The 23,317-nt window shown below is 66.0% G+C and carries 19 protein-coding genes and 1 tRNA gene; 8 read left to right on the forward strand and 12 right to left on the reverse strand.

The window, feature by feature from the left end; all coding sequences use genetic code 11:
* Positions 1-17 precede the first annotated feature (17 nt).
* The 4 genes from fmt to HUT07_RS01750 all read left to right on the forward strand — a co-directional run bounded on the left by fmt (position 18) and on the right by HUT07_RS01750 (position 5,420).
* Entirely contained in the window at positions 18-941 is a 924-nt protein-coding gene (gene fmt / locus HUT07_RS01735; RefSeq protein WP_176019461.1) for a methionyl-tRNA formyltransferase, read from the forward strand.
* A gap of 3 nt (positions 942-944) precedes the next feature.
* Entirely contained in the window at positions 945-2,276 is a 1,332-nt protein-coding gene (rsmB, locus tag HUT07_RS01740; protein WP_176019462.1) for a 16S rRNA (cytosine(967)-C(5))-methyltransferase RsmB, read from the forward strand.
* Between the two features lie 22 nt (positions 2,277-2,298).
* Positions 2,299-4,011 carry a glycosyltransferase family 39 protein gene (locus tag HUT07_RS01745; protein ID WP_176019463.1) on the forward strand — a complete coding sequence of 571 codons (1,713 nt, stop codon included), beginning with the start codon at positions 2,299-2,301 and terminating at the stop codon, positions 4,009-4,011.
* A 122-nt stretch (positions 4,012-4,133) separates the two neighbouring features.
* Positions 4,134-5,420 carry an O-antigen ligase gene (locus tag HUT07_RS01750; protein ID WP_176019464.1) on the forward strand — a complete coding sequence of 429 codons (1,287 nt, stop codon included), beginning with the start codon at positions 4,134-4,136 and terminating at the stop codon, positions 5,418-5,420.
* Between the two features lie 25 nt (positions 5,421-5,445).
* On the opposite strand, the gene HUT07_RS01755 is transcribed toward HUT07_RS01750, so the two are convergent.
* Positions 5,446-6,252: a glycosyltransferase family 2 protein gene (locus HUT07_RS01755; RefSeq protein WP_176019465.1), complete on the reverse strand. Its 807-nt coding sequence runs from the start codon at positions 6,250-6,252 to the stop codon at positions 5,446-5,448.
* Here HUT07_RS01755 and HUT07_RS01760 point away from each other — a divergent pair.
* Positions 6,251-7,309, forward strand: coding sequence for a CDP-glycerol glycerophosphotransferase family protein (locus tag HUT07_RS01760; protein ID WP_176019466.1), 1,059 nt, complete (start codon positions 6,251-6,253; stop codon positions 7,307-7,309). The genes HUT07_RS01755 and HUT07_RS01760 overlap by 2 nt on opposite strands.
* Before the next feature lie 84 nt (positions 7,310-7,393).
* On the opposite strand, the gene HUT07_RS01765 is transcribed toward HUT07_RS01760, so the two are convergent.
* The 4 genes from HUT07_RS01765 to HUT07_RS01780 all read right to left on the reverse strand — a co-directional run bounded on the left by HUT07_RS01765 (position 7,394) and on the right by HUT07_RS01780 (position 11,650).
* Positions 7,394-8,935: a PH domain-containing protein gene (locus HUT07_RS01765; protein ID WP_176019467.1), complete on the reverse strand. Its 1,542-nt coding sequence runs from the start codon at positions 8,933-8,935 to the stop codon at positions 7,394-7,396.
* A complete protein-coding gene (locus tag HUT07_RS01770) occupies positions 8,932-9,408 on the reverse strand; it encodes a PH domain-containing protein (protein ID WP_176022456.1) in 477 nt (158 codons plus the stop codon). Before HUT07_RS01770 ends, HUT07_RS01765 begins: the two co-directional genes overlap by 4 nt.
* A 112-nt stretch (positions 9,409-9,520) precedes the next feature.
* The gene (ribA, locus tag HUT07_RS01775) at positions 9,521-10,654 is read right to left on the reverse strand and encodes a GTP cyclohydrolase II RibA (protein ID WP_176019468.1); all 1,134 of its coding nucleotides are present in this window, start codon (positions 10,652-10,654) and stop codon (positions 9,521-9,523) included.
* Positions 10,655-10,729: 75 nt separating this feature from the next.
* The gene (locus tag HUT07_RS01780; RefSeq protein WP_176019469.1) at positions 10,730-11,650 is read right to left on the reverse strand and encodes a lauroyl acyltransferase; all 921 of its coding nucleotides are present in this window, start codon (positions 11,648-11,650) and stop codon (positions 10,730-10,732) included.
* 60 nt (positions 11,651-11,710) lie between these two features.
* Between HUT07_RS01780 and dtd the strand changes: the two genes are divergently transcribed.
* The 3 genes from dtd to HUT07_RS01795 all read left to right on the forward strand — a co-directional run bounded on the left by dtd (position 11,711) and on the right by HUT07_RS01795 (position 14,452).
* Entirely contained in the window at positions 11,711-12,151 is a 441-nt protein-coding gene (gene dtd, locus HUT07_RS01785; RefSeq protein WP_176019470.1) for a D-aminoacyl-tRNA deacylase, read from the forward strand.
* Positions 12,152-12,241: 90 nt separating this feature from the next.
* Complete coding sequence (rpoD, locus tag HUT07_RS01790; protein ID WP_176019471.1) at positions 12,242-14,092, forward strand: RNA polymerase sigma factor RpoD; 1,851 nt, start codon at positions 12,242-12,244, stop codon at positions 14,090-14,092.
* Positions 14,093-14,376: 284 nt separating this feature from the next.
* A tRNA-Ile gene (locus HUT07_RS01795) sits at positions 14,377-14,452 on the forward strand.
* 164 nt (positions 14,453-14,616) lie between these two features.
* Here HUT07_RS01795 and HUT07_RS01800 read toward each other — a convergent pair.
* The 7 genes from HUT07_RS01800 to HUT07_RS01830 all read right to left on the reverse strand — a co-directional run bounded on the left by HUT07_RS01800 (position 14,617) and on the right by HUT07_RS01830 (position 22,756).
* A complete protein-coding gene (locus tag HUT07_RS01800) occupies positions 14,617-15,156 on the reverse strand; it encodes a GTPase (protein ID WP_176019472.1) in 540 nt (179 codons plus the stop codon).
* Positions 15,153-16,109, reverse strand: a complete 957-nt coding sequence (locus HUT07_RS01805; RefSeq protein WP_176019473.1) for a hypothetical protein — start codon at positions 16,107-16,109, stop codon at positions 15,153-15,155. The genes HUT07_RS01800 and HUT07_RS01805 overlap by 4 nt, the downstream gene beginning before the upstream one ends.
* A gap of 111 nt (positions 16,110-16,220) precedes the next feature.
* Positions 16,221-16,580: a roadblock/LC7 domain-containing protein gene (locus tag HUT07_RS01810; protein ID WP_176019474.1), complete on the reverse strand. Its 360-nt coding sequence runs from the start codon at positions 16,578-16,580 to the stop codon at positions 16,221-16,223.
* Between the two features lie 70 nt (positions 16,581-16,650).
* A complete protein-coding gene (locus HUT07_RS01815; protein WP_176019475.1) occupies positions 16,651-17,103 on the reverse strand; it encodes a roadblock/LC7 domain-containing protein in 453 nt (150 codons plus the stop codon).
* Positions 17,104-17,327: 224 nt separating this feature from the next.
* Positions 17,328-18,512: an EAL domain-containing protein gene (locus tag HUT07_RS01820; RefSeq protein WP_176019476.1), complete on the reverse strand. Its 1,185-nt coding sequence runs from the start codon at positions 18,510-18,512 to the stop codon at positions 17,328-17,330.
* Between the two features lie 409 nt (positions 18,513-18,921).
* On the reverse strand, positions 18,922-22,287 hold the full coding sequence (locus HUT07_RS01825) for an autotransporter serine protease (RefSeq protein WP_176019477.1): 3,366 nt from the start codon (positions 22,285-22,287) through the stop codon (positions 18,922-18,924).
* Positions 22,288-22,366: 79 nt separating this feature from the next.
* Positions 22,367-22,756: a nuclear transport factor 2 family protein gene (locus HUT07_RS01830; protein ID WP_176019478.1), complete on the reverse strand. Its 390-nt coding sequence runs from the start codon at positions 22,754-22,756 to the stop codon at positions 22,367-22,369.
* Positions 22,757-23,317: the final 561 nt, after the last annotated feature.

The following is a 23,317-nucleotide window of genomic DNA, read 5'->3' on the forward strand; positions in this document are numbered from 1 at the left end:
CTGCAAGTGGGGTTGCCATGAGGATTGTCTTTGCCGGTACGCCGGAATTCGCGGTGTCGTCGCTGCGCGCGGCCGCGCGTCATCACGAGGTGGTGGCTGTCTACACGCAGCCTGATCGCCCGGCTGGCCGTGGCCGTGGGCTGGCGCCTTCGCCGGTCAAGCTGGAAGCGGTCGCCCGCGGCATCCCCGTGTACCAGCCGGAAACGCTGAAGGACGAGGCAGCCCAGCAGCAACTGCGTGACCTGCAGCCGGACCTGATGGTGGTGGTGGCCTATGGCCTGATCCTGCCCAAGGCGGTGTTGACCATCCCGACCCATGGCTGCTGGAACGTGCATGGGTCGCTGCTGCCGCGCTGGCGCGGCGCCGCACCGATCCAGCGTGCCATCCAGGCCGGTGACGAGAAGACCGGCATCTGCCTGATGCAGATGGAAGCTGGCCTGGATACGGGCCCGGTGCTGCTGCACCAGGAGCTGGCCATTGCCACCACCGATACCGGTGGCCAGCTGCACGACAAGCTGGCCGAGCTCGGTGCACAGGTGCTGTCCGATGGACTGGGCCTGCTGCGCGCGGGCATCAAGCCGATTGCACGGCCACAGCCGGAGCAGGGCGTGACTTACGCGCACAAGCTGGACAAGGCCGAGGCAAAACTGGACTGGGCGCAGGACGCAGAAGCGCTGGCGCGGACAGTGCGCGCATTCAATCCGTGGCCGATTGCCGAGGCGCTGCTGGCCGGCGAGCGCGTGCGCATCCACGGCGCGGTGGCACTGGATGTGGCCCATGGCCAAGCGCCGGGCACGGTGCTGGCCGCTGGCCGCGAAGGCATCGACATCGCCTGCGGACAGGGCGCGCTGCGCCTGCGCGTGCTGCAGCGGGAAGGCGGCAAGGCGATCACCGCCGCCGACTATCTCAATGCCCGCCGTGACCTGCGCGTGGGGGTTTGACGGGTGAGCAAGGCGAACGATTTTTCCATTGCCAAGGCGGCGCCGGGCGCGGCCACCCGCATGCTCGCTGCGCGCGTGCTTGCGCAGGTGTTCACCCGCGGTCGTTCGCTCAAGGCGGAACTGGCCTGGGCCCTGCCCAAGCTGGCCGACACCCGCGACCGTGCGCTGCTTGAAGCACTGTGCTTTGCGGTGCTGCGTCGTCGCAGCACCTACGACGCTGCCCTGCAGGGATGGATGCAGAAGCCGCTGTCGGCACGCGATGCCGACCTGCGCACGCTGCTGATGGTGGGTTTTGCCCAGCTGGATGTGCTGGAACTACCTGCCCATGCGGCGCTGTCGGCCACGGTTGATGCTGCACGCGCACTGGGTCGTGAACGCCAAGCGGGCCTGGTCAACGCGATCCTGCGACGGGCCCAGCGCGAGGGTTTCCCCGAACAGCCGGCACGCGACGCATTTCCGGTCTGGCTGGCCGAGGCCGTTGAACGCGACTGGCCGGCACAGGCCGAGGCGATCTTCGCTGCCAGCCTGCAGCCGGCGCCGTTGTGGTTGCGTGCCAACCACCAGCAGGGCGGGCGCGACAAAGTCATGGCGGCCCTGGCCGAGGCCGGCATTGCCGCCGAAGCCAGCCCGTTGAGTGCCGATGCACTGCGATTGGCCGTGCCGGTTCCGGTGAACCAGTTGCCCGGCTTCGGCGAAGGCCTGCTGTCGGTGCAGGATCTGTCGGCGCAATGTGCCGCCGACGCGCTGGCGCCGCCGGCCGGCAGCCGCGTGCTCGACGCGTGTGCCGCCCCGGGTGGCAAGTCGGCGCATCTGCTGGAGCGTGACCCCAGCCTGCGATTGCTGGCGCTGGACATCGATGCCCGTCGCCTGGCGCGCGCCAAGGATACGTTCGCCCGCACCGGCGTGGGCGAAGGCGCCCAGGTGCTGGTGGCCGATGCCAGCGATCCGGGGGCATGGTGGGATGGCGTTCCATTCGACGCGATCCTGCTGGACGCACCCTGCTCGGCCACGGGCGTCATCCGCCGGCAGCCGGACGTGATGTTCCATCGCCGGGCGGAAGACATCGATGCGCTGGTCGGCATCCAGGCCCGGTTGCTGGAAGCCTGCTGGTCGATGCTGCGCCCCGGTGGTGTGCTGCTGTATGCCACCTGCTCGATCCTGCGCGCGGAAAATGTCGATCAGGTAAAGGGCTTCCTGAAGTGGCACGCGGATGCGGAAGCGGTCGCGCTGGGTGACGCATTTGGTCTGGATTGTGACGGTATCGCACGCCAGCGCTTGCCCGGTGAAAACGATGCTGACGGATTTTTCTACGCGCGTCTGCTAAAAAAGGCCTGACCCAACCGCTGTCCGAGCCCCCATGCTGAAAACCCGTGCATCACGCCAGACGTGGCTGTTCGTTGTGATGGCCCTGTTGGTGTTGGGTGCCGGCCTGGGACTCCGTGATCCCTGGCCCTCGGACGAACCGCGCTTCGCACTGGTCGCCAAGCAGATGGTGGACAGCGGCGACTGGCTGTTCCCGCACCGTGGGCTGGAGCTTTACTCGGACAAACCGCCGATGCTGATGTGGTGGCAGGCCACGCTGTACAGCGTGGTCGGCAACTGGCGTGTGGCGTTCCTGCTGCCCTCATTGATCGCCGCACTCGGTACGCTGTGGTGCGTGGTCGATCTGGGCCGGCGTCTGTGGACGCGCCAGGTTGGCCTGTACGCAGGCTGGGCCCTGCTGTTCGCCCTGCAGTTCACCTTCCAGTCGAAGAAGGCGCAGATCGACCCGCTGGTGGTGTTGTTCATCACCCTGGCCAACTACGGCCTGCTGCGCCACCTGCTGCTGGGGCCCGCTTGGCGCTGGTGGTGGCTGGGCTGGTTCTTTGCCGGCATCGGGGTGATCACCAAGGGCGTGGGCGTGATCGCGCTGCTGATGATCGTGCCCGCGGTGATCGGTTCGGCGCTGCACTGGCCACGGGTGCGGCTGCATGCACGCGACCTGCGCTTCTGGCTGGCGCCGTTGGCGTTCGTGCTGGCCATCGCGCTGTGGCTGGTGCCGATGGTGATGACCGCGCTGGCGACCCGCTCCGGCGAGTACCTGGCGTACATGAACGACATCCTGTTCCGGCAGACCGCCAAGCGCTATGCGCAATCGTGGGATCACCATCAGCCGTGGTGGTATTTCCTGGGCACCATGCCGTCGATGTGGATTCCCGCCTTCCTGGCGCTGCCATGGGCGATCCCTGCCTGGCGGCGCCGGCTGCAGCGCCGGGACGCGCGCTACCTGTTGCTGCTGGGCTGGTGGGCACTGATCGTGCTGTTCTTCTCTATCCCCAATGGCAAGCGTGACGTCTACATCCTGCCCGCGCTGCCGATGTTCTGCCTGGCGCTTGCGCCGTTGTTGCCGGGGCTGCTGCGCCGGCGGGACGTGCAGTGGCTGCTGGGCGCGTTCACCCTGCTGCTGTCGTTGGGTACCTTGGCTGCCGGGCTGGCGGCCCTGCTGGGCAAGCCCGGCTTTGAGGCACGGCTGATGCAGACGCGGGGCATCGGCAATGGCGAGATGAACGCCCTGGCCTGGGCGGCGATGGCGATGGGCGGCTGGGGTGTGGCCAGCCTGCTGTTGTTCGGCCGCGGCCGCCGCCAGCTGGCGCTGGTCTCGACCCTCACTGTCATATGGGTGCTGTACAGCCTGATCGGCTATCCGCTGCTGAATGATTCAAGTTCCGCCCGCGGCCTGATGCGGCACACCGGCCAGCGCATCGGCGCCGATGCCGAGCTGGGACTGGTGGCCTGGAAAGAGCAGAATCTGCTGATGGCCGACCGCCCCGCAGCAACCTTCGGTTTCAACGAGCCCTGGGATGCGCAGCTGGCCGCGGCGGTGGAATGGCAGCAGCTGGCGCCGCAGCGCCGCTGGTTGCTGGTCCACGAGGACGCGCTGCTGCCCTGCATCGACCGCAGCCGGGCCGAACTGGCCGGAATCGCCAACCGCCGCCGTTGGTGGCTGGTGCCTGCCGCTGCGGTGCAGGGCGAATGCGTGGCCAGCGCCGACGAGCGCGAACGCGAGCGGCGATTGCAGCGTGAGGAGTAACCACTCTGGCCTGCGCTTGTCCAGACTGCCCAAGCGGCGCCAAAGGCAGTAAAACGTCAGCGTGGGATCGGCCGTACCGGCGATCCCGTTCATTCCGCAGGATCGCAGCGAAACTCTTCGACGTGGCAGTGTCACAGCACAACCAGGAATCCACGGTCGGCGATCCGCTGGGCGTACCCGTTGGCGGTCGTCCGCGCGCTGCGCACTGGTTGGCGCAGATCGGCCTGTTCTGCATGCCAGCGCTGGTGCTGACCATTCCGATCAACCTGTTGCCCTACGCGCTGCTGCTGCTGGTCAGCACCGCAATGGTGCCCGGCCTGCTGTGGCAGGCGCGGCGGATGGACGTGCAGCCGATCAAGGTCCTCAGCTGGCTGATGCTGGCGGTGCTTGTGATGGCCATCGTGTCGGTCGTGCAGTTTGAACAGGGCCTGCGCGATGTCGACAATCGATCCCGCTTCCTGGTCATCCCGTGGATCGCATTGTGGGTGTGCGCGCTGCGCCCGGACATGCGCTGGTTGTGGCGCGGGGCGTTGGCCGGGCTGCTGGGCACTTTCCTGCTTTCGGCATTGCAGGTTTACCAGGGCGCGCCACGCGCGGAACTGTCCACCAACGCAATCGTTCTCGCCGACATCGTGATGATGCTGATGGTGCTGGTGGTGTTCTGCCGGCCGTCGCGGCGCTGGTCGCTGGTGATCGTCGGCATGGCTGCCGGGTGCGGAACCATCATCCTGACCGGAAGCCGAGGCGTGTTTGCGGCGCTGCTTGCGCTGCTGGTGGTGCTGGCACTGAGCCTGCGCTGGCGCACCGGGGCAGCGCGTCTTTCGGTGCTTGCCGGCATGCTGGCCATTGGCGCGACCCTGTTGCTGTCAGTGCCCGAGCTGCGCCACCAGGTGCGGTTGTCCGAACTGCACAGCGATGTGCAGCGCATGGAACAGGGTGACAGCGACTCTTCAGCCGGGGCCCGCGTCGAGCGCCTGCAGGTCGCATGGGAGACCTTCCTCGACCATCCGCTGACCGGGGTAGGCATCGGACACTTCGACACGGCCATGAAGCGGGTACCGGTCTGCCGCGAGAACCCGCAGGAAATCCGCTGCCACCTGCGCCATGCGCACAACGACCTGGCCGAATGGGCCGCTACCCAAGGCCTGCCGGGCGTGCTGCTGCTGTTGGCCGTATATGGCGTGCCACTGGGGGTGTTCGTGCGCCTGCACCGACGCAGTGGGCGTTCCACCTTCCGTGGCCCAGCCGCCGCCGGCGTGATGGTGGTGGTGTCCTACATCCTGTGCGGCCTGACCCAGTCGATGTTCGCGCACCAGATGACCGCCAGTTTCTACGTCACCATCGTCGGCCTGCTGACCGGCCTGTCGATCCTGGAAGGTGCGCGGCACCGGGCAGAGATCGCCCGGTAGCGTCGAGCACGGTCCGACGCCCTGCTCAGGGGGTGGGCGGATCGGAGACGGCCTGACCGTTGCCGAGCATCCACAGCATGATGGTCTTCTGCCGCACGTAGTTTGCGCGCACATAGGCGTACACCAGGCCATGCCAGCCGTCGCGGAAGCCGCCCCGGAACAGGAAGCCGCGCCAGAACCGCCAGGCAGGGGCCAGCACCAGCTTGCCGAGGGTGGCCCGCTTGCCGCGCGCGAACTCGTGCTCGGCCATCATCCGTGCATACTTTTCGGTCTTCGCCAGCTGCTGCTGCAGCGAACGGTAGGGGAAGTGGATGAGGTCCCCGCGCAGGGTGCCGACAGTGCCGTCGACGCTGGCCGCCTCATGGATCTCGCGCTTGCCGCGCCAGCCGCCGCGGCGGCGGTCGAACAGGCGCAGCACCCGGTCCGGATAGGCATTGCCGTGGCGCAGGAATCTGCCGAAGTACTCCGACAGGCGGGCGAAGCGGTAACCCGAATGACCTGCAAAGCCGCCGTCGCGGGCCTGCTCGATCGCGATGCGCAGTTCCGGGCTGATGCGCTCGTCGGCGTCCAGGCACAGCACCCAGTCATGCGTAGCCTGCTCGACGCAGAACGCCTTCTGGCTGCGGAAGCCATCGAACGGACGCTGCAGCACGCGGGCGCCGGCCGCCTCGGCGATGGCCACCGTGGCGTCGGTGGACAGGGAGTCCACCACCACGATCTCGTCGCAGAAGGCCAGCGAGGCCAGGCAGTCGCCGATGCGCCCGGCCTCGTTGAACGCGATAATGCAGGCCGAGATGCGAGGCCGTTCGATGGGAGCGGTCGTGGAGGACATGATGGCCGGGTACCTGTTGTTTGCGACGGAGCGCTATGCGCTGCCTATTCTCGCCCCGTTGGTGCAGGCCTTGCACGCTTCCGGTCAGGAAGTTGCGGCCTGGTTCGAAGATGGCGCGGCCGGCAGCCAGCTGTCCGGCGTGCCGAACATCGGTCTGAAGCAGGCCCTGGCGATGCGCCCGCGGGCGGTGTTCAGCGCGGCCAACTGGGTGCCGACCTTCCTTTCCGGGGCCAAGGTGCAGCTGTTCCATGGCTTCAACGTGGAAAAGCGCGACAGTGCGCGTGGCCACTTCCGGGTGCGCGGCATGTTCGACCTGTACTGCACGCAGGGTCCTGCCACCACTGCGCCGTTCCGCGAGATCGCGGCACTGCAGGGGCATTTCGCCGTGGCCGAAACCGGCTGGCCGAAGCTGGACCCGCTGTTCCGCGAGGATGGCGGTGACAGTACCGCGCTGCGCAGTGCGGCCGGTGGTCGCCCAGTGATCCTGTTCGGTTCAACCTTCACCGAGCGCTTGAGTGCGGCCCCGCACCTGCACGCGCAGATCGCCGCCGATATCGCCGCCGGGCAGCACTACTGGCTGCTGACCCTGCACCCCAAGTGCCCGGCGGAACTGTTTGAACGCTATCGCGCGCTGGCTGGCGTCAACGCGCGATTCATCGAACCGGAGCAGGTGATGGCCGCCCAGCGCGCTGCTGATGTGCTGGTGTCGGACACCTCATCGATCGTTTCCGAGTTCATCGTCCAGCACAAGCCGGTGGTGACCTTCCGCAACCGCGTGCCGAAGCCGCACATGATCGATTTCGATGATCCGCAGCAGCTGCCGGCGATGCTGCAGCGCGCGCTGCATCCGGACGCGGCGCTGCAGGCGGAGATCGTGCGCTACGCCGATGCCATCCACCCTTACCGCGATGGCCTGTCCAGTGAGCGGGTGATCGCCGCGACCGAGGATTTCCTGTCCGGCGAGATGGGCGCGCTGCGCCGCAAGCCGTTCGGCAGCTGGGTGCGTGACCTGCAGATCCGCAAGGACCTGGGCTATTGGGGGCCGTCGCAGCGTTGATGTGCGTCCTGTAGAGCCGAGCCCATGCTCGGCTCTACAGTAGATCCACGCCATGCGTGGATGGCGGTTCAATGATCGGCCGCGCTACCAGCGCAGCTTGCGCCGCGCCAGCGCCGTGGCCAGATCTTCCATCAACGCATGTGCACGCGCCTGCGGCAGGTAGCGCAGCGCCAGCGCCACATCGCCATGTGCGCCGGCGGTGTCCAGCTGCAGGCTGGCAGTACCCAACAGCTTGTCCAGCGGCGAGCGCTGCAGGCGCAGGCCCTGCACCTTGTCCAGCTCGGCCCAGCGCCACCAGCGTTTCCACCAGCCGCCGCGCACCGCCACGAACTGACCGTCCAGGTGCCACCCCATCCGAGCCATCTGCCGGTGCGCGATCAACAGGCTGACTGGCAGCCAGGCCAGCAGCGCCAACGCCGGCAGGCCCCAGCGCCAGTACAGCGCAGCGGTCAGCAGCGGCACCGTCAGCAAGGTGGACAACGACAGTCGCCACCATCCGCGTTGCGGTATCGGCTGCCACTGCTGCGGTGGCCATTGCAGTTGTGGCAGCAGGTGGCGCACCAGGCCGTCGCAGGTGCCTGCGCCAGCCAGAGGGGCCAGTTCACGCAGCGCGCGGTCGTCGTCGCGCGAGGGGCCACCTGCGGCGCTGTCGATGCGCAGCTGGCGCAACCCGAACCAACGCTGCAGCGTGCTTTCGCCCAGCGTCCACGCCTGGATGCGGCGGCGCGCGACGCTGCTGCGGGTACGGCTGAGCAGGCCGGTGGAGACGGTCAGCCGACGCTCGCGCTCGCTGAGGGTGAAGCCGTGGTAGCGCAGCAGCGTCAGCGTCACCGACAGCACCCGCAACAACAGCCAGCCCAGCAGCAGCGTTGCTGCCAACAGCACCAGCCCCCCGGTCACCCCGGCATGCAGATGGCTGACGTAACCGAAGGCCTCGCGCCCGCCGCGCTGGATGGCATCGTCCATCACCTGGCGCGGTACGGTCTGGAACAGCACGCCGAAGGCTGCGATTGCCAGCGCCCAGCCACGGTTGGAGAGCAAGCCCATGCGCAGCACATCCCGGCTCGACAGGCGCAGCAGTACCCGCTCGTCGTCGGAGGGCACGACACTGGCAGCTGCTGCTTCGCCCGGTATTGGCTGCGGTGCTTGTCCACGTTGGCGCACCAGTTGTTCCAGGGCCAATGCCTGGTCCAGCCGCAGCACGCGCATCTCCGCTTCCGGGCGCACGCCACCGGCCGATTCCAGGCGCAGTTCGGCAACCCCGAACAATCGATGCAACGGGTTCTGCCGCACTTCCACGTTGTGGATGCGGGCAAAGGGAATCTCACGCCGGTTGCGCGCCAGCAGGCCGCTGCGCACGGTGATCGCGTCGTTGCCGATGCGATAGCGGTAACTGAGGTACTGCAGTACCGAGACCAGCATCAGCGCGGCGATGGCGGTCAGCGGGATCAACTGTGCCCACATCGGGTCGCGGTCGCCGCGTTGGCCGAACACCAGCAACGCGACCAGCGGCAGCAGATAGTGGCGCAGCTGCATCAGCAGCACGAACAGCCACGACCACGGATGCAGGCGATGCTCTTCGCCACCGTTGGGCAGCGACGGCGGCAGGGGCGGCGGCAGGCTCACAGGGCGTCGGCGTCCTGGTCGAGCTGATGGGCCAGCGTGTCACGCAGGCGCTCGGCATCGGCTTCGTCCAGGCCGTTGACGGTGACCGCACTCAGGCGGGTGCCGGCGGTATGCACGATCAACGTGGCCAGGCCAGCACGCCGCTCCAGCGGCCCGCGACGCAGGTCCAGGTGCTGCACGCGCGAAATGGGGATGCGGGTCTCCAGCTGCCACATCAGGTCGCGGCGCAGGCCCAGGCCCTGTGCATCCAGCCGCCAGCGGGTGCGGGTCAGGCGGCGATGGCCGATCCAGCCACCGAAGGCGACGCCGACCAGCAGGCCCAGCGATGCAGCCCACAGGCCACCGGGAAGATCGAAGAACCACCAGACGGCCGCCAGCGGTGCGCCGGGGATGAACAGACCGCCGAAGGCGCCCTCCAGCGCCGCCAGCCGGGCGGCGCGCCGCGGCAGGGGTTGCCAGTGGTCGAGGGGCATTTCGGCGGCAGCAACAGGCAAGGGAAGTTCGGTCACGCGGATGTCCGTCGGGCAGCAGGGCGGGCAGGCGCGGTGATGACCGCACCGCGCAGACGTTAGCAGGTCGCCCGCGTCACTGGGCGGCCTGGATCAGCGCATCGACATCCAGCAGGTGGCCGGCGCGGTCGGCCTTGGTACGCAGGTAGTGCTCGTTCTCGGCAGTGATCTCGCCGGTGACCGGAATGCAGTCCAGCACTTCGATGCCGGCATTGCGCAGGCGCTGCGCCTTGGTCGGGTTGTTGCTGAGCAGCGCAACACGGGACACGCCCAGGCCGCGCAGCATCGCCACCGCGCTGCCATAGCGGCGCTCGTCGGCGCCGAAGCCCAGCTGCGCATCGGCGTCGATGGTATCCAGCCCGTCATGCTGGTAGCCGTAGGCGCGCATCTTGGCGGCGATACCGGTGCCGCGGCCTTCCTGGTCCAGGTACAGCAGCACGCCGCCGCCCAGCTCCTTCAATTTGCGCAGGCCGCGGCGCAGCTGGTCGCCGCAGTCGCACTTGAGCGAACCGAACAGGTCGCCGGTGAGGCAGGACGAATGCACACGCACCGGCACCACGGCGGACAGGTCCGGTTCGCCGACGATGATCGCCACCTGGTCGCGCTGGGCGACGCCGCCGCGGAACACCGCGAAGGTGGTCATGCCGACGTCGCGCAGCGGCACCGGAGAGCGCGCCACCAGTTCGTAATCATGTGCGGCATGTGCAGCGCCTTCGGCCAGATCGCACAGGCCGACGTCGGCGGCGGCGTCGAAGGTGCTGTCAGCCGGCTCAAGGCGCACGGCCACCATCGCCGGCAGCAGCAGGCCCAACCGGGCCAGTTCCACTGCGCCGGCATCGAAGGCGTCGCCGGCACTCCAGCCATCCGGCATCGGGCCCGGCTCGCGCAGGTAGCCCAGCGAGGGCAGGGCGTCGAACGCGACACCGGCCAGCGGCAGGCGCGCGCCCTCGGGTGCCTCCACGCCGAGCACGCGGGCGCGGGTGGCGGTCAGATAGAGGTAATGGCGTTCGCGCGCGGCGCTTGCGAAGGCGGCAAAGCTGCTGGCGGTGGCGCTGTCCAGCGCGATCACCGCCAGGCGCTGGCCCTGGCCATCGTGGAGCAGGACCGGACGACCGGCGCGCAGTTCGGCGACCGCGCGCTCACAGCGGATCGCGGCCGGATCACCGAACAGGGAGGAAGCAGACATGGCAGGACCGGGGGAGGCGGACATCGGTGTCTCTATGGGGGCGCCAGCGTCGTATTCAACGTGCTGCGGCGGTGTGTCGCAGGCTGGGTGGAGCGGCATTCAGTGCGGATGCTCCTCGGTCGCGTACGGGTCTTCCTCGCCGCTGCCCGGTGGCCGCAGCGTATAGCGCTTGTAGGTCCATTGGTACTGCGCCGGGTCGCGGCGGGCGATGCGTTCGATGCCTGCGTTGAGCGCCGTGGCGGCGACCTGCGGGTCCGGATCGGCCACGGCCGGGTCGGTCGGCTCGATGTGCAGGGCGAATTCCATGTCCGGGCCGATGCGCTCGCACCAGCCGTACAGCACCGTCGCGCCGGTGCGCTCGGCCAGCCGGTTGACCAGGGTCATGGTCAATGCCTGCACGCCGAAGAACGGCACGAACACGCCGTCGCCGGCCTTGGGCTGCTGGTCGGGCAGGATGCCGGTGGCGCCGCCGTCCTTGAGCACCTTGAACAGCTGGCGGACGGCCGGGCCCTCGGCGCGCACCTGCTGCACGTTGTGGCCGCCGCGCACGATCTGCAGGAAGGCATCGCTGGCCTCGTCTTCCGGCGGCTTGTAGACGATGGCGATCTGGCCGCGCGAGGCCAGCCACTGGTTCAGCAGCTCCCAGTTGCCGTAGTGCGGGGCGGCCACGATCACGCCCTTGCCGCTGGCCAGCGCCGCGTCGTACAGCGCCTCGCCGTGGCGCTCCTTCAGGTGCAGACGCAGGTTGTCAGCGGGCGTCCGGCTCCACAGGCGCAGGGTCTCGATGGCCTGCAGGGCGGTGGAGCGCAGCAGTTCGTGCTGCAGGCGTTCCCGCGCTGCGCCGTCCAGTTCGGGGTAGGCCAGCTCCAGGTTGCGGCGGGTGACGCGGCTCTCGCGGGCATCGAGGCGGACCCATGTCCAGGCCAGGGCGTGCGCGAACCCGCGCAGCAGCGGCCAGGGCAGGCGGGCGAGCAGGGTGGTGGCGCGGTAGACCAGCCGGGCTTTGCGGTGTGGATTCATCGGCCCCAGTTTAGCCAAGGGCGCTGCTATCGTGGCCGGCCCTTGCCTGGAAGCCCGCCGATGCTCGTCCTGATTCAACGTGTCAGCCAGGCCGCCGTGCACGTGGAAGGTGAGGCGGTAGGGCAGATCGGCCCCGGCCTGCTGGCCCTGGTGGGCATGGAACCGGGCGATACCGAAGCCCAGCTGCAGCGGATGGCCGAACGCGTGCTTGGCTACCGTGTGTTTGCAGATGAGGCCGGCAGAATGAACCGCTCGCTGCGTGATACCGGCGGCGGCCTGCTGCTGGTCAGCCAGTTCACCCTGGCCGCGGACACCCGCTCGGGCATGCGGCCGAGCTTCACCAGCGCGGCACCGCCGCAGGAGGCTGAACGCGGGTTCAATCGATTTGTCGGGATCTGTCGTGAAAATCACGCGCCCGGGGTGGAAACGGGCCGCTTTGGTGCCCATATGGTCGTCAGCCTGGTCAACGACGGTCCCGTGACCTTCCTCCTCAGGCCCTAGGCCACCGGGACCACCGCCCGGCAGGCCGGGCCCCGGGCTGGTATAATGCTACGTTCCCTATTTCCCCCTAGCCGGTGGCGCGAGCACTACATGGCCAACGAACGTCCTGCCCAATCCGAAATCAAGCAACTGATCAGCAAGGGCCTGGAACAGGGCTACCTGACCTATGCCGAAGTCAATGACCATCTGCCGGACGACATGGTCGACCCGGAACAGATCGAAGACATCATCGGCATGATCAACGGCATGGGCATTGATGTCCATGAAGTTGCTCCGGATGTGGAAACCCTGCTTCTCAACGACGGCAACACGGGCAACCGTGAGGTCGACGACACCGCAGCCGAAGAAGCTGCCGCCGCGCTGAGCGCGCTCGACACCGAAGGTGGCCGCACCACCGACCCGGTGCGCATGTACATGCGCGAAATGGGTACCGTCGAGCTGCTGACCCGCGAAGGCGAAATCGCCATTGCAAAGCGCATCGAAGAAGGCCTGTCCCAGGTCCAGGCCGCACTCGGCCAGTTCCCGGTGTCGGTCGAATCGCTGCTGACCGATTACGAAGCGCACAAGGAAGGCCGCAAGCGCCTTGCCGAAGTGATCGTCGGCTTCAACGACCTGTCCGAAGAAGTGCCGGCCCCGGCTGCTGCCGTGGCCGACGACGCGGACGACAGCGATGACGACGCCGACGAGGACGAAGACGATGTCGACGGCGGCGATGAAGAAGCCGCACCGACCGGTCCGGATCCGGAGGAAGTCGCTGCGCGCATGCAGGCGCTGGCTGATGCCCTCAACGCCTTCAAGAAGGCGGCTGCCAAGGGCGACAAGAAGAACCTGCTGAAGCTCCGCGAGGAGATGTCGGCCGTGTTCGTCACCCTGAAGCTGCCGCTGCCGCTGACCGACGTGCTGACCAAGCAGCTGCGCGACACCATGGGCAGCATCAAGGCCCACGAGCGCCGCGTGCTGAACCTGGCCACCGTCACTGCCCGCATGCCGCGCAAGGACTTCATCCGTTCCTGGGAAGGCAACCAGACCAACCTGGAATGGGTGGAAGATGCACTGAAGCGCAAGCAGAAGTGGTCTTCGGCACTGCGTGAGGTGAAGGACCAGATCGTGTCCGAGCAGCAGGCCACCATCGATATCGAGAAGGTCACCCTGCTGGACCTGGACGAGCTGAAGGAACTCAGCCGTGCCATGGCCTACGGCGAAGCCAAGGCGCGCAAGGCCAAGAAGGAAATGGTCGAGGCCAACCTGCGCCTGGTCATCTCGATTGCCAAGAAGTACACCAACCGCGGCCTGCAGTTCCTCGACCTGATCCAGGAAGGCAACATCGGCCTGATGAAGGCCGTGGACAAGTTCGAATACCGTCGCGGCTACAAGTTCTCCACGTATGCGACCTGGTGGATCCGCCAGGCCATCACCCGTTCGATCGCCGACCAGGCGCGCACCATCCGTATTCCGGTGCACATGATCGAAACGATCAACAAGTTGAACCGCATTTCCCGCCAGATGCTCCAGCAGTACGGCCGCGAGGCTACGCCGGAGGAACTGGCCAAGGAAATGGACATGCCGGAAGACAAGATCCGCAAGGTGATGAAGATCGCCAAGGAGCCGATCTCGATGGAAACCCCGATCGGCGACGACGAGGATTCCCATCTGGGCGACTTCATCGAGGACACCAACGTGGAGTCCCCGATCGAGAACACCACCAACATCAACTTGTCTGAAACCGTGCGCGACGTGCTGGCTGGCCTCACCCCGAGGGAAGCCAAGGTGCTGCGCATGCGCTTCGGCATCGACATGAACACCGACCACACCCTCGAGGAAGTCGGCAAGCAGTTCGACGTGACCCGCGAGCGTATTCGCCAGATTGAAGCGAAGGCCCTGCGCAAGCTGCGTCACCCGAGCCGTTCGGAGCAGCTGCGCAGCTTCCTGGATATCGATTGATCTCCAGCGAGTGCTGATGTGTTGAGAGAAACCCCGCTTCGGCGGGGTTTTTCTTTGGGCTGGTGGAGGGCGAGGGTGCTTTCTGTAGAGCCGAGCCCATGCTCGGCTGCTCTTCCACGATGAGGGAACCATGAGGGCGGTGGCGCTGTTCCAGGCGCATCTGCAGGAGATGGAGCGGTTGGCCGGGATAGCGAGAAGCGGTTGCAGCATGTCGCTCAGGTACTCGCTACTGCGGACTGAGTAGCCGACTCCGGCCGTGCTCAACTACACTGTGGCGCTGTGCAGGGCCTATAGCTCAACGGTTAGAGCAGGGGACTCATAATCCCTTGGTTCCAGGTTCGAATCCTGGTGGGCCCACCAACGAATCAGGCGCGTGGGATCATCCGCCTTGCCTTGCTCGTCAAGCCGGCGCCGTCCGGTGACCGCTCGGTGACCGTTTACTGTCTGTCAGGGGTCAGTTGAGCGGCATCACCGCACTGCTCGCCTGCGACTGCAGGCCCAATGCGTTGAGGGGCATGTGCCATCTACTGGATACCGGCGTATCGGTAAGACAGCAGCGATCTGACCAGGAACGTCACCTGGGTCGCCGAGCGCGCGTCCACGCGCATCACCGGCAGACGGAAGCCGGCGGTGAACAGTGATTCGCGGATGTCGGGAACCAGTACCTCCGGGTGCTCATCGACATGGGTGATGCCCACCGCCATGCTGGCATCGGGGGCAATGCGTGAGAATTCCTGGAGCAGTTCGATGGTGGAGCCGACAAGATCTGCATCGCGGGTGCTTGCCAGAACGATGATTCCCAGGGCGCCTTCACAGACCATCGGCCACATGAAGTCGAGGTAGCGCTGGCCAGGGACGCCATAGACGTGCAGAAGCTCGCCGTCATCCAGCTCGATCGAACTGTAATCAAGCGCAACCGTGGTATCGACCTTGTCACCGTAGCTGCCTTCGCTCAACGGCATCTCGGTACATATCGGCTCCACGTCGGAGATCGCACGCACCGCCGTGGTCTTGCCCGCGCCCATGCCGCCGACGAAGACCAGCTTGTTGGCCGCCACCGTCATGGTGTCACTCTGTTGAACAGGGTGAGGCCGAATCTGCGGGCTACCCATGAAAGGAACCGTGAGTCGATGCTGCTTCGTTCTCGCTGCGGATGGGTCATTGGGTGTTCCCGGTTCATGGCAAGGCCGCAGGCATGAGCGGCGGAGAAGAGGGACTGAACGACGTCATGTGGAATCTGGCACGCGCCCGCCAGAGCGTGTGCGGGCCAGGGGCGGGCATGCAGGCAGGCGATGGCCAGCAACCAGCTGTCGGGAACATCGTCAGCGCACAGGTCCGGCCACTGACGCAGCTGTAGCGGTACCTGCGGATCGTGCGCAGGCAGCAGTTCGGGGCGATAGCGCGCGATGCAGAAGTGAAGTGCTTCGAACGAACAGCGCTGGGGCAGCCGATAGGACTGCTCGTGCGCGAAGGTCGATGCATCGAGGGCCTGCGTCGACCACGATGAGTGGTCCAGTTGCATCACCACGCCGGCCAACGTCGCTGCTTTGGCCAGCGCGATGCTGCGTCTACCTGAATCCACCACCAGGGTCATCGCACCGCGGCGCAGCAGGTGGAAGTCCTGCGTGCGTGGAGCGTTCCGGGTCAGCTGCAGCAGCAAGGGAGGAGTGGATTGCTCATGCCGGGCTTCAGCAACCGCAAGCAGTAACGCCGAAAGCTGTCTGTTGATGTCGCGCACACTCGCGCCATGCGGTAGCTGCCCGGCAGCCCCGGTGGCGATGCGGCGCGCGATCATCAGGGTCGGAATGCCCTGTGCGTGTGCCTGCGCCAATGGCGTTGCGGGAGAGAGCTGATCTTCACCCACGACCAGAAGGTCGATGGGCTGTCCCTGCCACGGCTGCAACACGACGTCGATACGCTCGGCCAGCAACATCGAGCTGGCCAGTCGCAAGCGTGTCTGGTGCAGCAGGTCGAGGCCACAGATCGCGATCTGGAAGGTATGCAGTGGATTCTTCATGAGCCAACTGATGTGGACACTGCGGACCGTGCACGTTGCTGATCATCGCCGAAGTGGGCGATGTTCCCTGACGGCCCGCGCGGGTAAACGCCTGCGCGGGCACAGGATCGATCAGCTGAAGTCGAGGGTCTTCTCGAAGCCCTTCAGCTCGTGCCGCGACATTGCCAGGTTGGCCCGGCTTCGATCCAGCACCACATACAGGAACAGCATCGCGTTGCTGTCCAGGGGCCGGATCAGGTGGTACTGGCTGCTGAGGGTGATGAGGATGTCTTCGATGCTGTCGGACAGTCCTAGCTGCTCGGCAACACGGCGCTTGGCCCGCACCACCTCGGTGTTGCCGGCGGCCGCCAGTTCCAGATTGATGTTGCCGCCACCGGTCATCGCCAGCGCCATGCCGCTGTCACTGTCGACCAGGGCCGCGCCGACGAAGCCGGCGATTGAATTGAGACTTTCCAGGTTGAGCTTGGACATCGGACTCCTCTTGAATCACTGCAGAAGGACGGGCAGCCGGCCCGCACGGTGGAACTGGACCGGAACTGATCTAGTCGCCACGTTGGCGCAGCACGGACGCAAGACGCACAGCGCATTCGCGCGCCTGGAACAGCAGCACGGCCATGTTGAGTTCGTGGCTGGCAACCGCGGTCAGGGTCAGCGGCTTCGCCGATGGAATCCTGATCAGCACGACGTTGCCTTGGCGCGTGCAGATGGTTGCGTAGTCGGCCTCGCTCAAGGCGAGTTCACGCGAGACCGTCTCACCGAGCGTCAGGAATGAATTGGCCATTGCGGCAAGCCGGCGGCCATCCGTGCTGAGGTCCGAGTCCTCGGCGACGGCGCGACCATCGGCGGTCGATACCATCAGCAGGGCAAGGCCAGGGGCGCGCTCGCGCGCTTGGCGAAGGATCGACGCGATGCCCGGGAGGTCGTACGTCGGCGCCTCATTCGCGCTTTCACCGCTGGCGCTGCGTACGATCTTGTGGATGAAGGAGCGTTGCACGGAATGTCCCCTGGCACACGACGAAACATGAACCGATGTGAGCTGGCCATGCGATAACGCGATTGCATCATCGCAATTGCCGACGAACCCTGTGCGTCGATCCACTGCGGTTGAGCGTAGCGGTCACTGAGGAAGCGCAGCGCTGGAGCTGTTGGCGCGACCGACCCAGGGCGAGCGCGGAACAAGTGGTCTGCAAGGGCCAGTCAGCTACAGAATCCACTCGCTTATGCGCACTGCCCGATCGGCTGCGCAGAGAACACGTCGATGTACTCGGCAGGCACGCGCGCATCGATGCGCAGGATCCTGGCAGCACGTTCGTCGCGGCTGGCGTGCAGAAGATTGCCCTGCATCCAGGTAAGTCCCGCACGGGCAATCAGCGCGACATCCTCTTCGGATTCAACGCCTTCGGCAACGACATGAGGGGCCATGCCGCGTGCCAGGCCTGCCAAGTGGCCGTACAGCTCCTGCCCGGTCAGCCCCGAGGCCGCGACCCGCAATGACGTTGCGGAGAGCTTGATCACCGAGGGTTGCAGGACACGGCAGAAGGCCATGCGTACGAAGCCATCGCCAAAGTCGTCGATGGCGATGCGGCAGCCCAGCGAGGAGAGTCCGCGCAGCAGCTCCAGTGCATATTCGGGATTCTGCACCTGTGCGGTCTCGGTGACTTCCAGCGTCATCCGGCTTGCCACGCCAGGCATCGAACGCAGGCGGTCGAAGATCGACAGCCAGCCGAGATCGGGTACCAAGCTGAGCGCGGATACATTGCACGACAGGCGCGCATCGAGATCACGGGAAAGATGATTGATCGCTTCGGCAATCACCAAACGATCAACCACCTTGACGAAGCCGATCTTCTCGAACATGCCGATCGCCGAGCCAGCGCTTACCAACTGTCCGCCGACTTCCCAGCGCAGCAGGCACTCGTTGAACAGACCACGGTGGCGGTCGGCGCGGCTGACCACCGGTTCCTGCTGCAGTACCAGTTTTCCCTCGCGCAGCATGTGCACGAAATGCAGTGCCGCCGCCATTCCATTCTGGAACGAGGAGATTGCATGTGCGCCGGCAACAGGCGGCTGCAGAGAACGCGACAGGTCATGCAGCATCGGTGCGGCGCGCCCCTTCTGCAGCGCCACCTCCAGGCTGCCAAGAACGGCTCCCATCGACACGCAGAGCACGAAGTCGGCGTCACCGCAGCGACAGGTCTGCAGCCCGAGCTGGAACTCCAGCTGTTCCAGCCAGCGTGCACGCGAGCCTTCGAGCTGTGCTGCTGGCCATACCAGGAAATGACCGTCGCCGAGGTCGCGGAACTCGCCGCCCAGATGGGTGACAACGTGCGCGATGGCGCGGTCTGCGGCAACAGCAGCGGACTCGCCCCAGACGGCGCGCAGCGCGCCGTAGTTGTTGATCATCACCATCGCGCATGTGGATACGAGATCGCGGGCCGCGTATCCCATGCACAGATAGTTTATGTTCTTGCCGTACATAATCGTTCACCCTGGAATTGCGGGATTTCATCTGGACGCCGCCACGGGTTGGGGCATCGTTTGAGCGTGACCGGCCCGGGCCGACGTCGCTCTGGGGCGACAGAAGGGCGGCGCGTGAAGTCGCAACGGTACTGCTGATGGTCAGTATGCCGGCGGCCGTCCCGCAAGGAGTTTCAGAGGGTTGCGGAAGTGTTGCAGGTGATTGCTGCCACACAGGCAGGATGTGCGTTACACGCCCGGACAGCGCGACGTGTTGTCCGATGCCTGCATGGCGTTGGCAAAGAAAAAGGGCGGCCCGAAGGCCGCCCGAAGACCATCCCTGGTGGTGTTCGAGTCAGAAACGCAGCGACCACCGTGCACTGGCGCTGTGGTCACGGCTCTCGCTGCCAAACTGTCCGCTGTAACCCAGTTCCAACTGCTGGCGCGGGCTCAACCATGCCGACAGACCGAGCTCGGCCACCACCGAGCTGTCGGCAATCGGCGCGCTGGTGACGGCGAATGCGTTGCTGCCGCTGGCGAAGTACAGGTTGGCGGTCTGGTCGAGATCGCCAAAGGCACGGCGATAGCCCAGGGCACCGCGCAGGTGCAGCCAGCTGTCCTGCTGGAACGAGGCCTTCAGGCCCTTGTCGAAGCGCACGCCGGCGGTGGCCAGCGTGGTGCGGGCGTCGCCGATCTCGCCCTGCAGCGCGGCAACGCCGCCACGCTCATTGACGCGCTTGAGATCCACTTCCACGCGGGCCACCTGCAGGTAGGGCTCCAGGCCGGCCTCGCGCCCACCGAAACGGTAACCGGCTTCGAGGAACGCCTGGCGCGTACGCCCGTCATAGCGCGCGGTGAGCGTGTTGCTGAAACCTGAGAAGCCGACTTCGCGGGTGCTGCTCACCTCGTGCTGGCTCCAACCCAGACCACCGCGCAGGCCGAACGCGCCCCAGGCATGGCCGACGTAGGCACCGAGATGGCGGTTGTCGATCTTCGACCTGGCCCGGCGACCATCCTGCTGCTTGAGGTCGGTGCGGCCGGTACCGCCGAGCGCGCCAATCTGCCACCCATTGATCTGCCGATCGATGCCGATCAGCAGGCCGTTGCTGTTGGCGTCGGTGCGGGCGGCGTTGGTATCGCCATCAAGCTTGCCGTTGCCACCGATGGCCTGTACCCAGGCGCCGTAGGTATCAGCTTCGTCGGTACCGGGCGCGTGCTCGCCACGTCGCGACAATGCCGCATCGCGCAGGTAACGACTGCTCTCGACCAGCGCCAGCGGCGTGGCCGCGTGCAGTTCGCCACTGAGACCATCCAGCGCCGCGCCAAGCTGTTGTGGGAACAGCTGGGTCAGCGGTTTGGGCAGGCCCTGGTTGATCGCCAGCGCATCGGCCACGCCAGCGACCGCACGCTGGTTGGGAGTGTTGGCCGCACTGGCCAACGATTGGCCGCGGGTGACATCGATGCGGGCACTGTTGGCATCGTAGGCAACGCTGAACTTGAGGAACGGCGAGAACGCGCTGAAATCGGTCTGGGTGAAGCGCCCCTGCACGCCACCACCTGCACTCAACAGATTGAAGCGCTCGCCCAGGTAGTACACGCCCTGCGCCGGCAGCGCGGTCAGGTTGCCAGCCAGGCTGGCGCGGCCGCTGATGGCCAGTCGATCGCTGACACCCCCGGGGGTAAGCTCGGCGAGGTAGGTGCCGGTGCTGGTCTGCACGTAGTTGCCGCTGATGGTAAGCGTGCCGATCGAGTTGCCCGGGGCGATCATGCCGGACACGGTGGTGTCGCCCAGCCGGCCGACGCCCTGCAGCAGGCCCTTGGCACCGACGGTGGTGGTGCCGCCGGTCTGGGTACCATTGAAGGAGACGGTGCCGCCGTTGACCAGCAGGTTGCTGTTCTGCAGTACGCCGGTGGCGCTGACGTTGCTCACGCCGCCGCTGGTGCTCAGCGTGGTGGACACCAGCGTGCCATTGAGCAGGAGACCGCCGCCCTGCACATCGACGTCGGCGGTGAGGGTGTTCACGCCGTTCAACTCCAGCAGGCCTTCACGGATCACCGCGCCGTTGAACGTGTTGTTGCCGCTCAAGCGTAGCCAGCCGATGCCGCTCTTGGTCAGCTTGCCCGGGCCCCCGATGTCGTTGGTCCAGTTATCCCAGGCATCACCTTCCCAGACTTTCCGGCCACCGGCCTTCTGGTTCATCACGATGTCGGTGTCTACGCGGAGGGAGCCGTAGCCTTCAATGCCCTTCTTCAGGTCGAGCATGCCCCAGCCGTAGATGTCGTCAACCCCGGGCGTGCCAAGGTCGCGCGCGGTGGTCAGCAGGACGTCGCGTATCTGTGCGTTGTCCAGATAGGGAAAGCGTTCCATCAGGATGCCGAGCGCACCGGTGACGTGCGGGGCGGCCATTGAAGTGCCGCTCAGACTGTCGTAATCATAGGTCGGATTCTGACCTCGTACGTCCAGAATCAGGTTGCCATTTTCGTCGCGCAGTTCGGCATCGATGGCCGAGTCGGGCCCGTATACAGTGGAGTTGATGTTCGAGCCCGGTGCAGCCAGGCACCAGTTAGCGGCCAGGCCACAGCGCATCGAGCCGGTGCTGAGTTCCAGCGCGTCATTGACGTTGACCACGGCCAGCCAATAAGGCTCGATGTCGGCGATGGCGCGCGGCAGCGAGGCGTACATGCCTGCGATTGGTGCTTCTGCTGGCGAAGGGTTCGGCGCGTCGGTGTTGCCGGCGGCCCACACTTGGATCAACCCGCGCTGACGAGAACCTTCGGCGATTGCTGCAAGCCTAGTGGTGAAAACAGGGTGGGACAGGTACATGTCCAGGTCTTCAGCGGTTGTTGGCTCAGTCGCCAACCCCCAGCTGTGGTTGACGGCTCGCACACCCTGCTCATTCATCTGCGCATACAGCTGCGGGTAGATCGAATCGGCAGCCTGGATCGCCTCGAGTACCTTCTCGTCAAGATAGGCCGAGCTGCCGATCCGCACGACGGATAGCCACTTCAGTGAGTTGGAGAACAGGCGAGCGACCGACAGTTCGGAGCCGAATGCGACGCCGTGTGTGCCGTCGCCATTGCGATTGGCAGCGATGGTTCCGGCCACATGGGTGCCATGGATGTTGTAGCCGGCACCTTCAAAGTAGCCGTTGCGGTTCAACAGGCTCTCGTAGGCCGGATCGATCAACCGGTAGTCGACTGCCACCTGGTCTCCATCGCTTGCGAAGCACGCACCGGGACCTGTCAGCGCAGTCCGGTTGGTGCATAGGCTGCCGTCGGGAAGTACATCAGCCAGATGGATGCTTCGATGGTTCTTGCCCGCGAACTCCGGATGATCAAGACCGGTGCCTGAGTCGAATACGCCCAGGCGAATGCCTTTGCCACTCAGTCCGCGCGCGTAGGCGTACTCGGCATTGATCGCAGCCAGTCCCCAATCCGCGTTGAACTCGTCAGTGCGCCAGCTGGCTGGATCGCCCTGTGAGCCCATGATGTCCTGCCGGGAAGGATCAGGTGCCGTTGCCAGAGGTGCTGCGCTGCTATCGGTTCGCGATTGCGGCTGGGCCCACCTTGCCTGCAGTGCACGTTGATGCTTCCAGTCCTCCATGGGCTCGGCTGCGTTAGCCGGCAATACGGCGATCATCAGCAGTGCGCCGGCAACGGCGCTGGCCAGCTGCGACGGCGCATGGAGGGGGAAACGTTGGCCATGGGGTGATTGGCGCATGGGCTGGGCTCCTGGTTTGAGGGTTACGCTCACTGCCGGCCGACAGCGGCTGCTTCCATTGCCTGCACGCTGCAGGCTTTCAACGCCGGGTGCGGTGGATGTTCGAAGCGCCCAGCCACGCGCGCAGGTGGGTGATCAGACCTCGCCGGTCAAACACGATGTGGTTGATCGGATAGAACTGAGTGCGCACGCCAGCACGTTCGTAGGTGCCGCAGAGAGCGAACACGGCTTCGCCTGCTACTGCGCGGATCGGCCCCTGCAGGTGCAGGTGCACCTTGATCGGAGGCAAGGATGCGTAGAAGCAGCGGATCGCTTCCTGGCCGCGGATCGGCGGCATTCCCACCGGGTCTTCAAGGCAGGCCTGATCGGAAAACAGACCGACAACGGTTTCCGGGTCGGCGGCATTCACCGCCATCAGGTATCGATGAACGACATCATGCATGTAGTCGCTTGTGAGGTTCTTGGGCATGGCTCCTCTCTGTCAGCGTGGCACGGCCCGTAGCAGGGCCTGGCGTCCGCATCTGGGCTTTCGCGCGAGCCGGCCACGATCTCGGCCGGCAGCACCTCGTACAGCGGCCAGTCGTTCTGGCCGATGCGTCCGCTGGCGACATAGACGGCTTGGCGAGTGATGTAGCAGCCATCACGGATCTGCCGCCGGGAGGCCAGTACATCCTGGCCGTCGTAGGGCCCTCCCATCAGCACAATCTGTACGCGTCCCACCCGCTGTCCACACTCTCGCCACCGCAGCTACGGCGTGACTGTGGCTCGGAGTTGTTGCCCGGGCATTGCGCCAGCGGGTCGAAATGTTGCAGGGCGTTACGGGAAATGTGAGACCGGCGCCAATCTGCGCATCGTGCTGTCCGTGACGCACCCGACACGGGAATCGTGATCTTGGTCACGGAGAAAATTTCTGCCGTGCTGCAACAAATTTCAATCGGATGTTTGCCGGAGAGAGGTCAGCCGATTTCCCAACAACCATGCGGTTTTTGTCGGATCCGAATGTGCGTCCTTCATATGCGTGAAGGTCGTC

The organism is Stenotrophomonas sp. NA06056 (assembly GCF_013364355.1).
GTDB lineage: Bacteria > Pseudomonadota > Gammaproteobacteria > Xanthomonadales > Xanthomonadaceae > Stenotrophomonas.

Excerpts from the sequence above, each read along its gene's own strand:
- HUT07_RS01800 (WP_176019472.1), bottom strand. The coding sequence starts at position 15,156 with ATGACGGTGGCGGCCAACAAGCTGGTCTTCGTCGGCGGCATGGGCGCG.
- HUT07_RS01830 (WP_176019478.1), bottom strand. The coding sequence starts at position 22,756 with ATGCCCAAGAACCTCACAAGCGACTACATGCATGATGTCGTTCATCGA.
- HUT07_RS01760 (WP_176019466.1), top strand. The coding sequence starts at position 6,251 with ATGATGGCCGGGTACCTGTTGTTTGCGACGGAGCGCTATGCGCTGCCT.
- ribA (WP_176019468.1), bottom strand. The coding sequence starts at position 10,654 with ATGTCCGCCTCCCCCGGTCCTGCCATGTCTGCTTCCTCCCTGTTCGGT.
- HUT07_RS01755 (WP_176019465.1), bottom strand. The coding sequence starts at position 6,252 with ATGTCCTCCACGACCGCTCCCATCGAACGGCCTCGCATCTCGGCCTGC.
- HUT07_RS01745 (WP_176019463.1), top strand. The coding sequence starts at position 2,299 with ATGCTGAAAACCCGTGCATCACGCCAGACGTGGCTGTTCGTTGTGATG.
- dtd (WP_176019470.1), top strand. The coding sequence starts at position 11,711 with ATGCTCGTCCTGATTCAACGTGTCAGCCAGGCCGCCGTGCACGTGGAA.
- fmt (WP_176019461.1), top strand. The coding sequence starts at position 18 with ATGAGGATTGTCTTTGCCGGTACGCCGGAATTCGCGGTGTCGTCGCTG.
- rpoD (WP_176019471.1), top strand. The coding sequence starts at position 12,242 with ATGGCCAACGAACGTCCTGCCCAATCCGAAATCAAGCAACTGATCAGC.
- HUT07_RS01820 (WP_176019476.1), bottom strand. The coding sequence starts at position 18,512 with ATGATCAACAACTACGGCGCGCTGCGCGCCGTCTGGGGCGAGTCCGCT.
- HUT07_RS01825 (WP_176019477.1), bottom strand. The coding sequence starts at position 22,287 with ATGCGCCAATCACCCCATGGCCAACGTTTCCCCCTCCATGCGCCGTCG.
- HUT07_RS01810 (WP_176019474.1), bottom strand. The coding sequence starts at position 16,580 with ATGTCCAAGCTCAACCTGGAAAGTCTCAATTCAATCGCCGGCTTCGTC.
- HUT07_RS01805 (WP_176019473.1), bottom strand. The coding sequence starts at position 16,109 with ATGAAGAATCCACTGCATACCTTCCAGATCGCGATCTGTGGCCTCGAC.
- HUT07_RS01770 (WP_176022456.1), bottom strand. The coding sequence starts at position 9,408 with ATGCCCCTCGACCACTGGCAACCCCTGCCGCGGCGCGCCGCCCGGCTG.
- HUT07_RS01780 (WP_176019469.1), bottom strand. The coding sequence starts at position 11,650 with ATGAATCCACACCGCAAAGCCCGGCTGGTCTACCGCGCCACCACCCTG.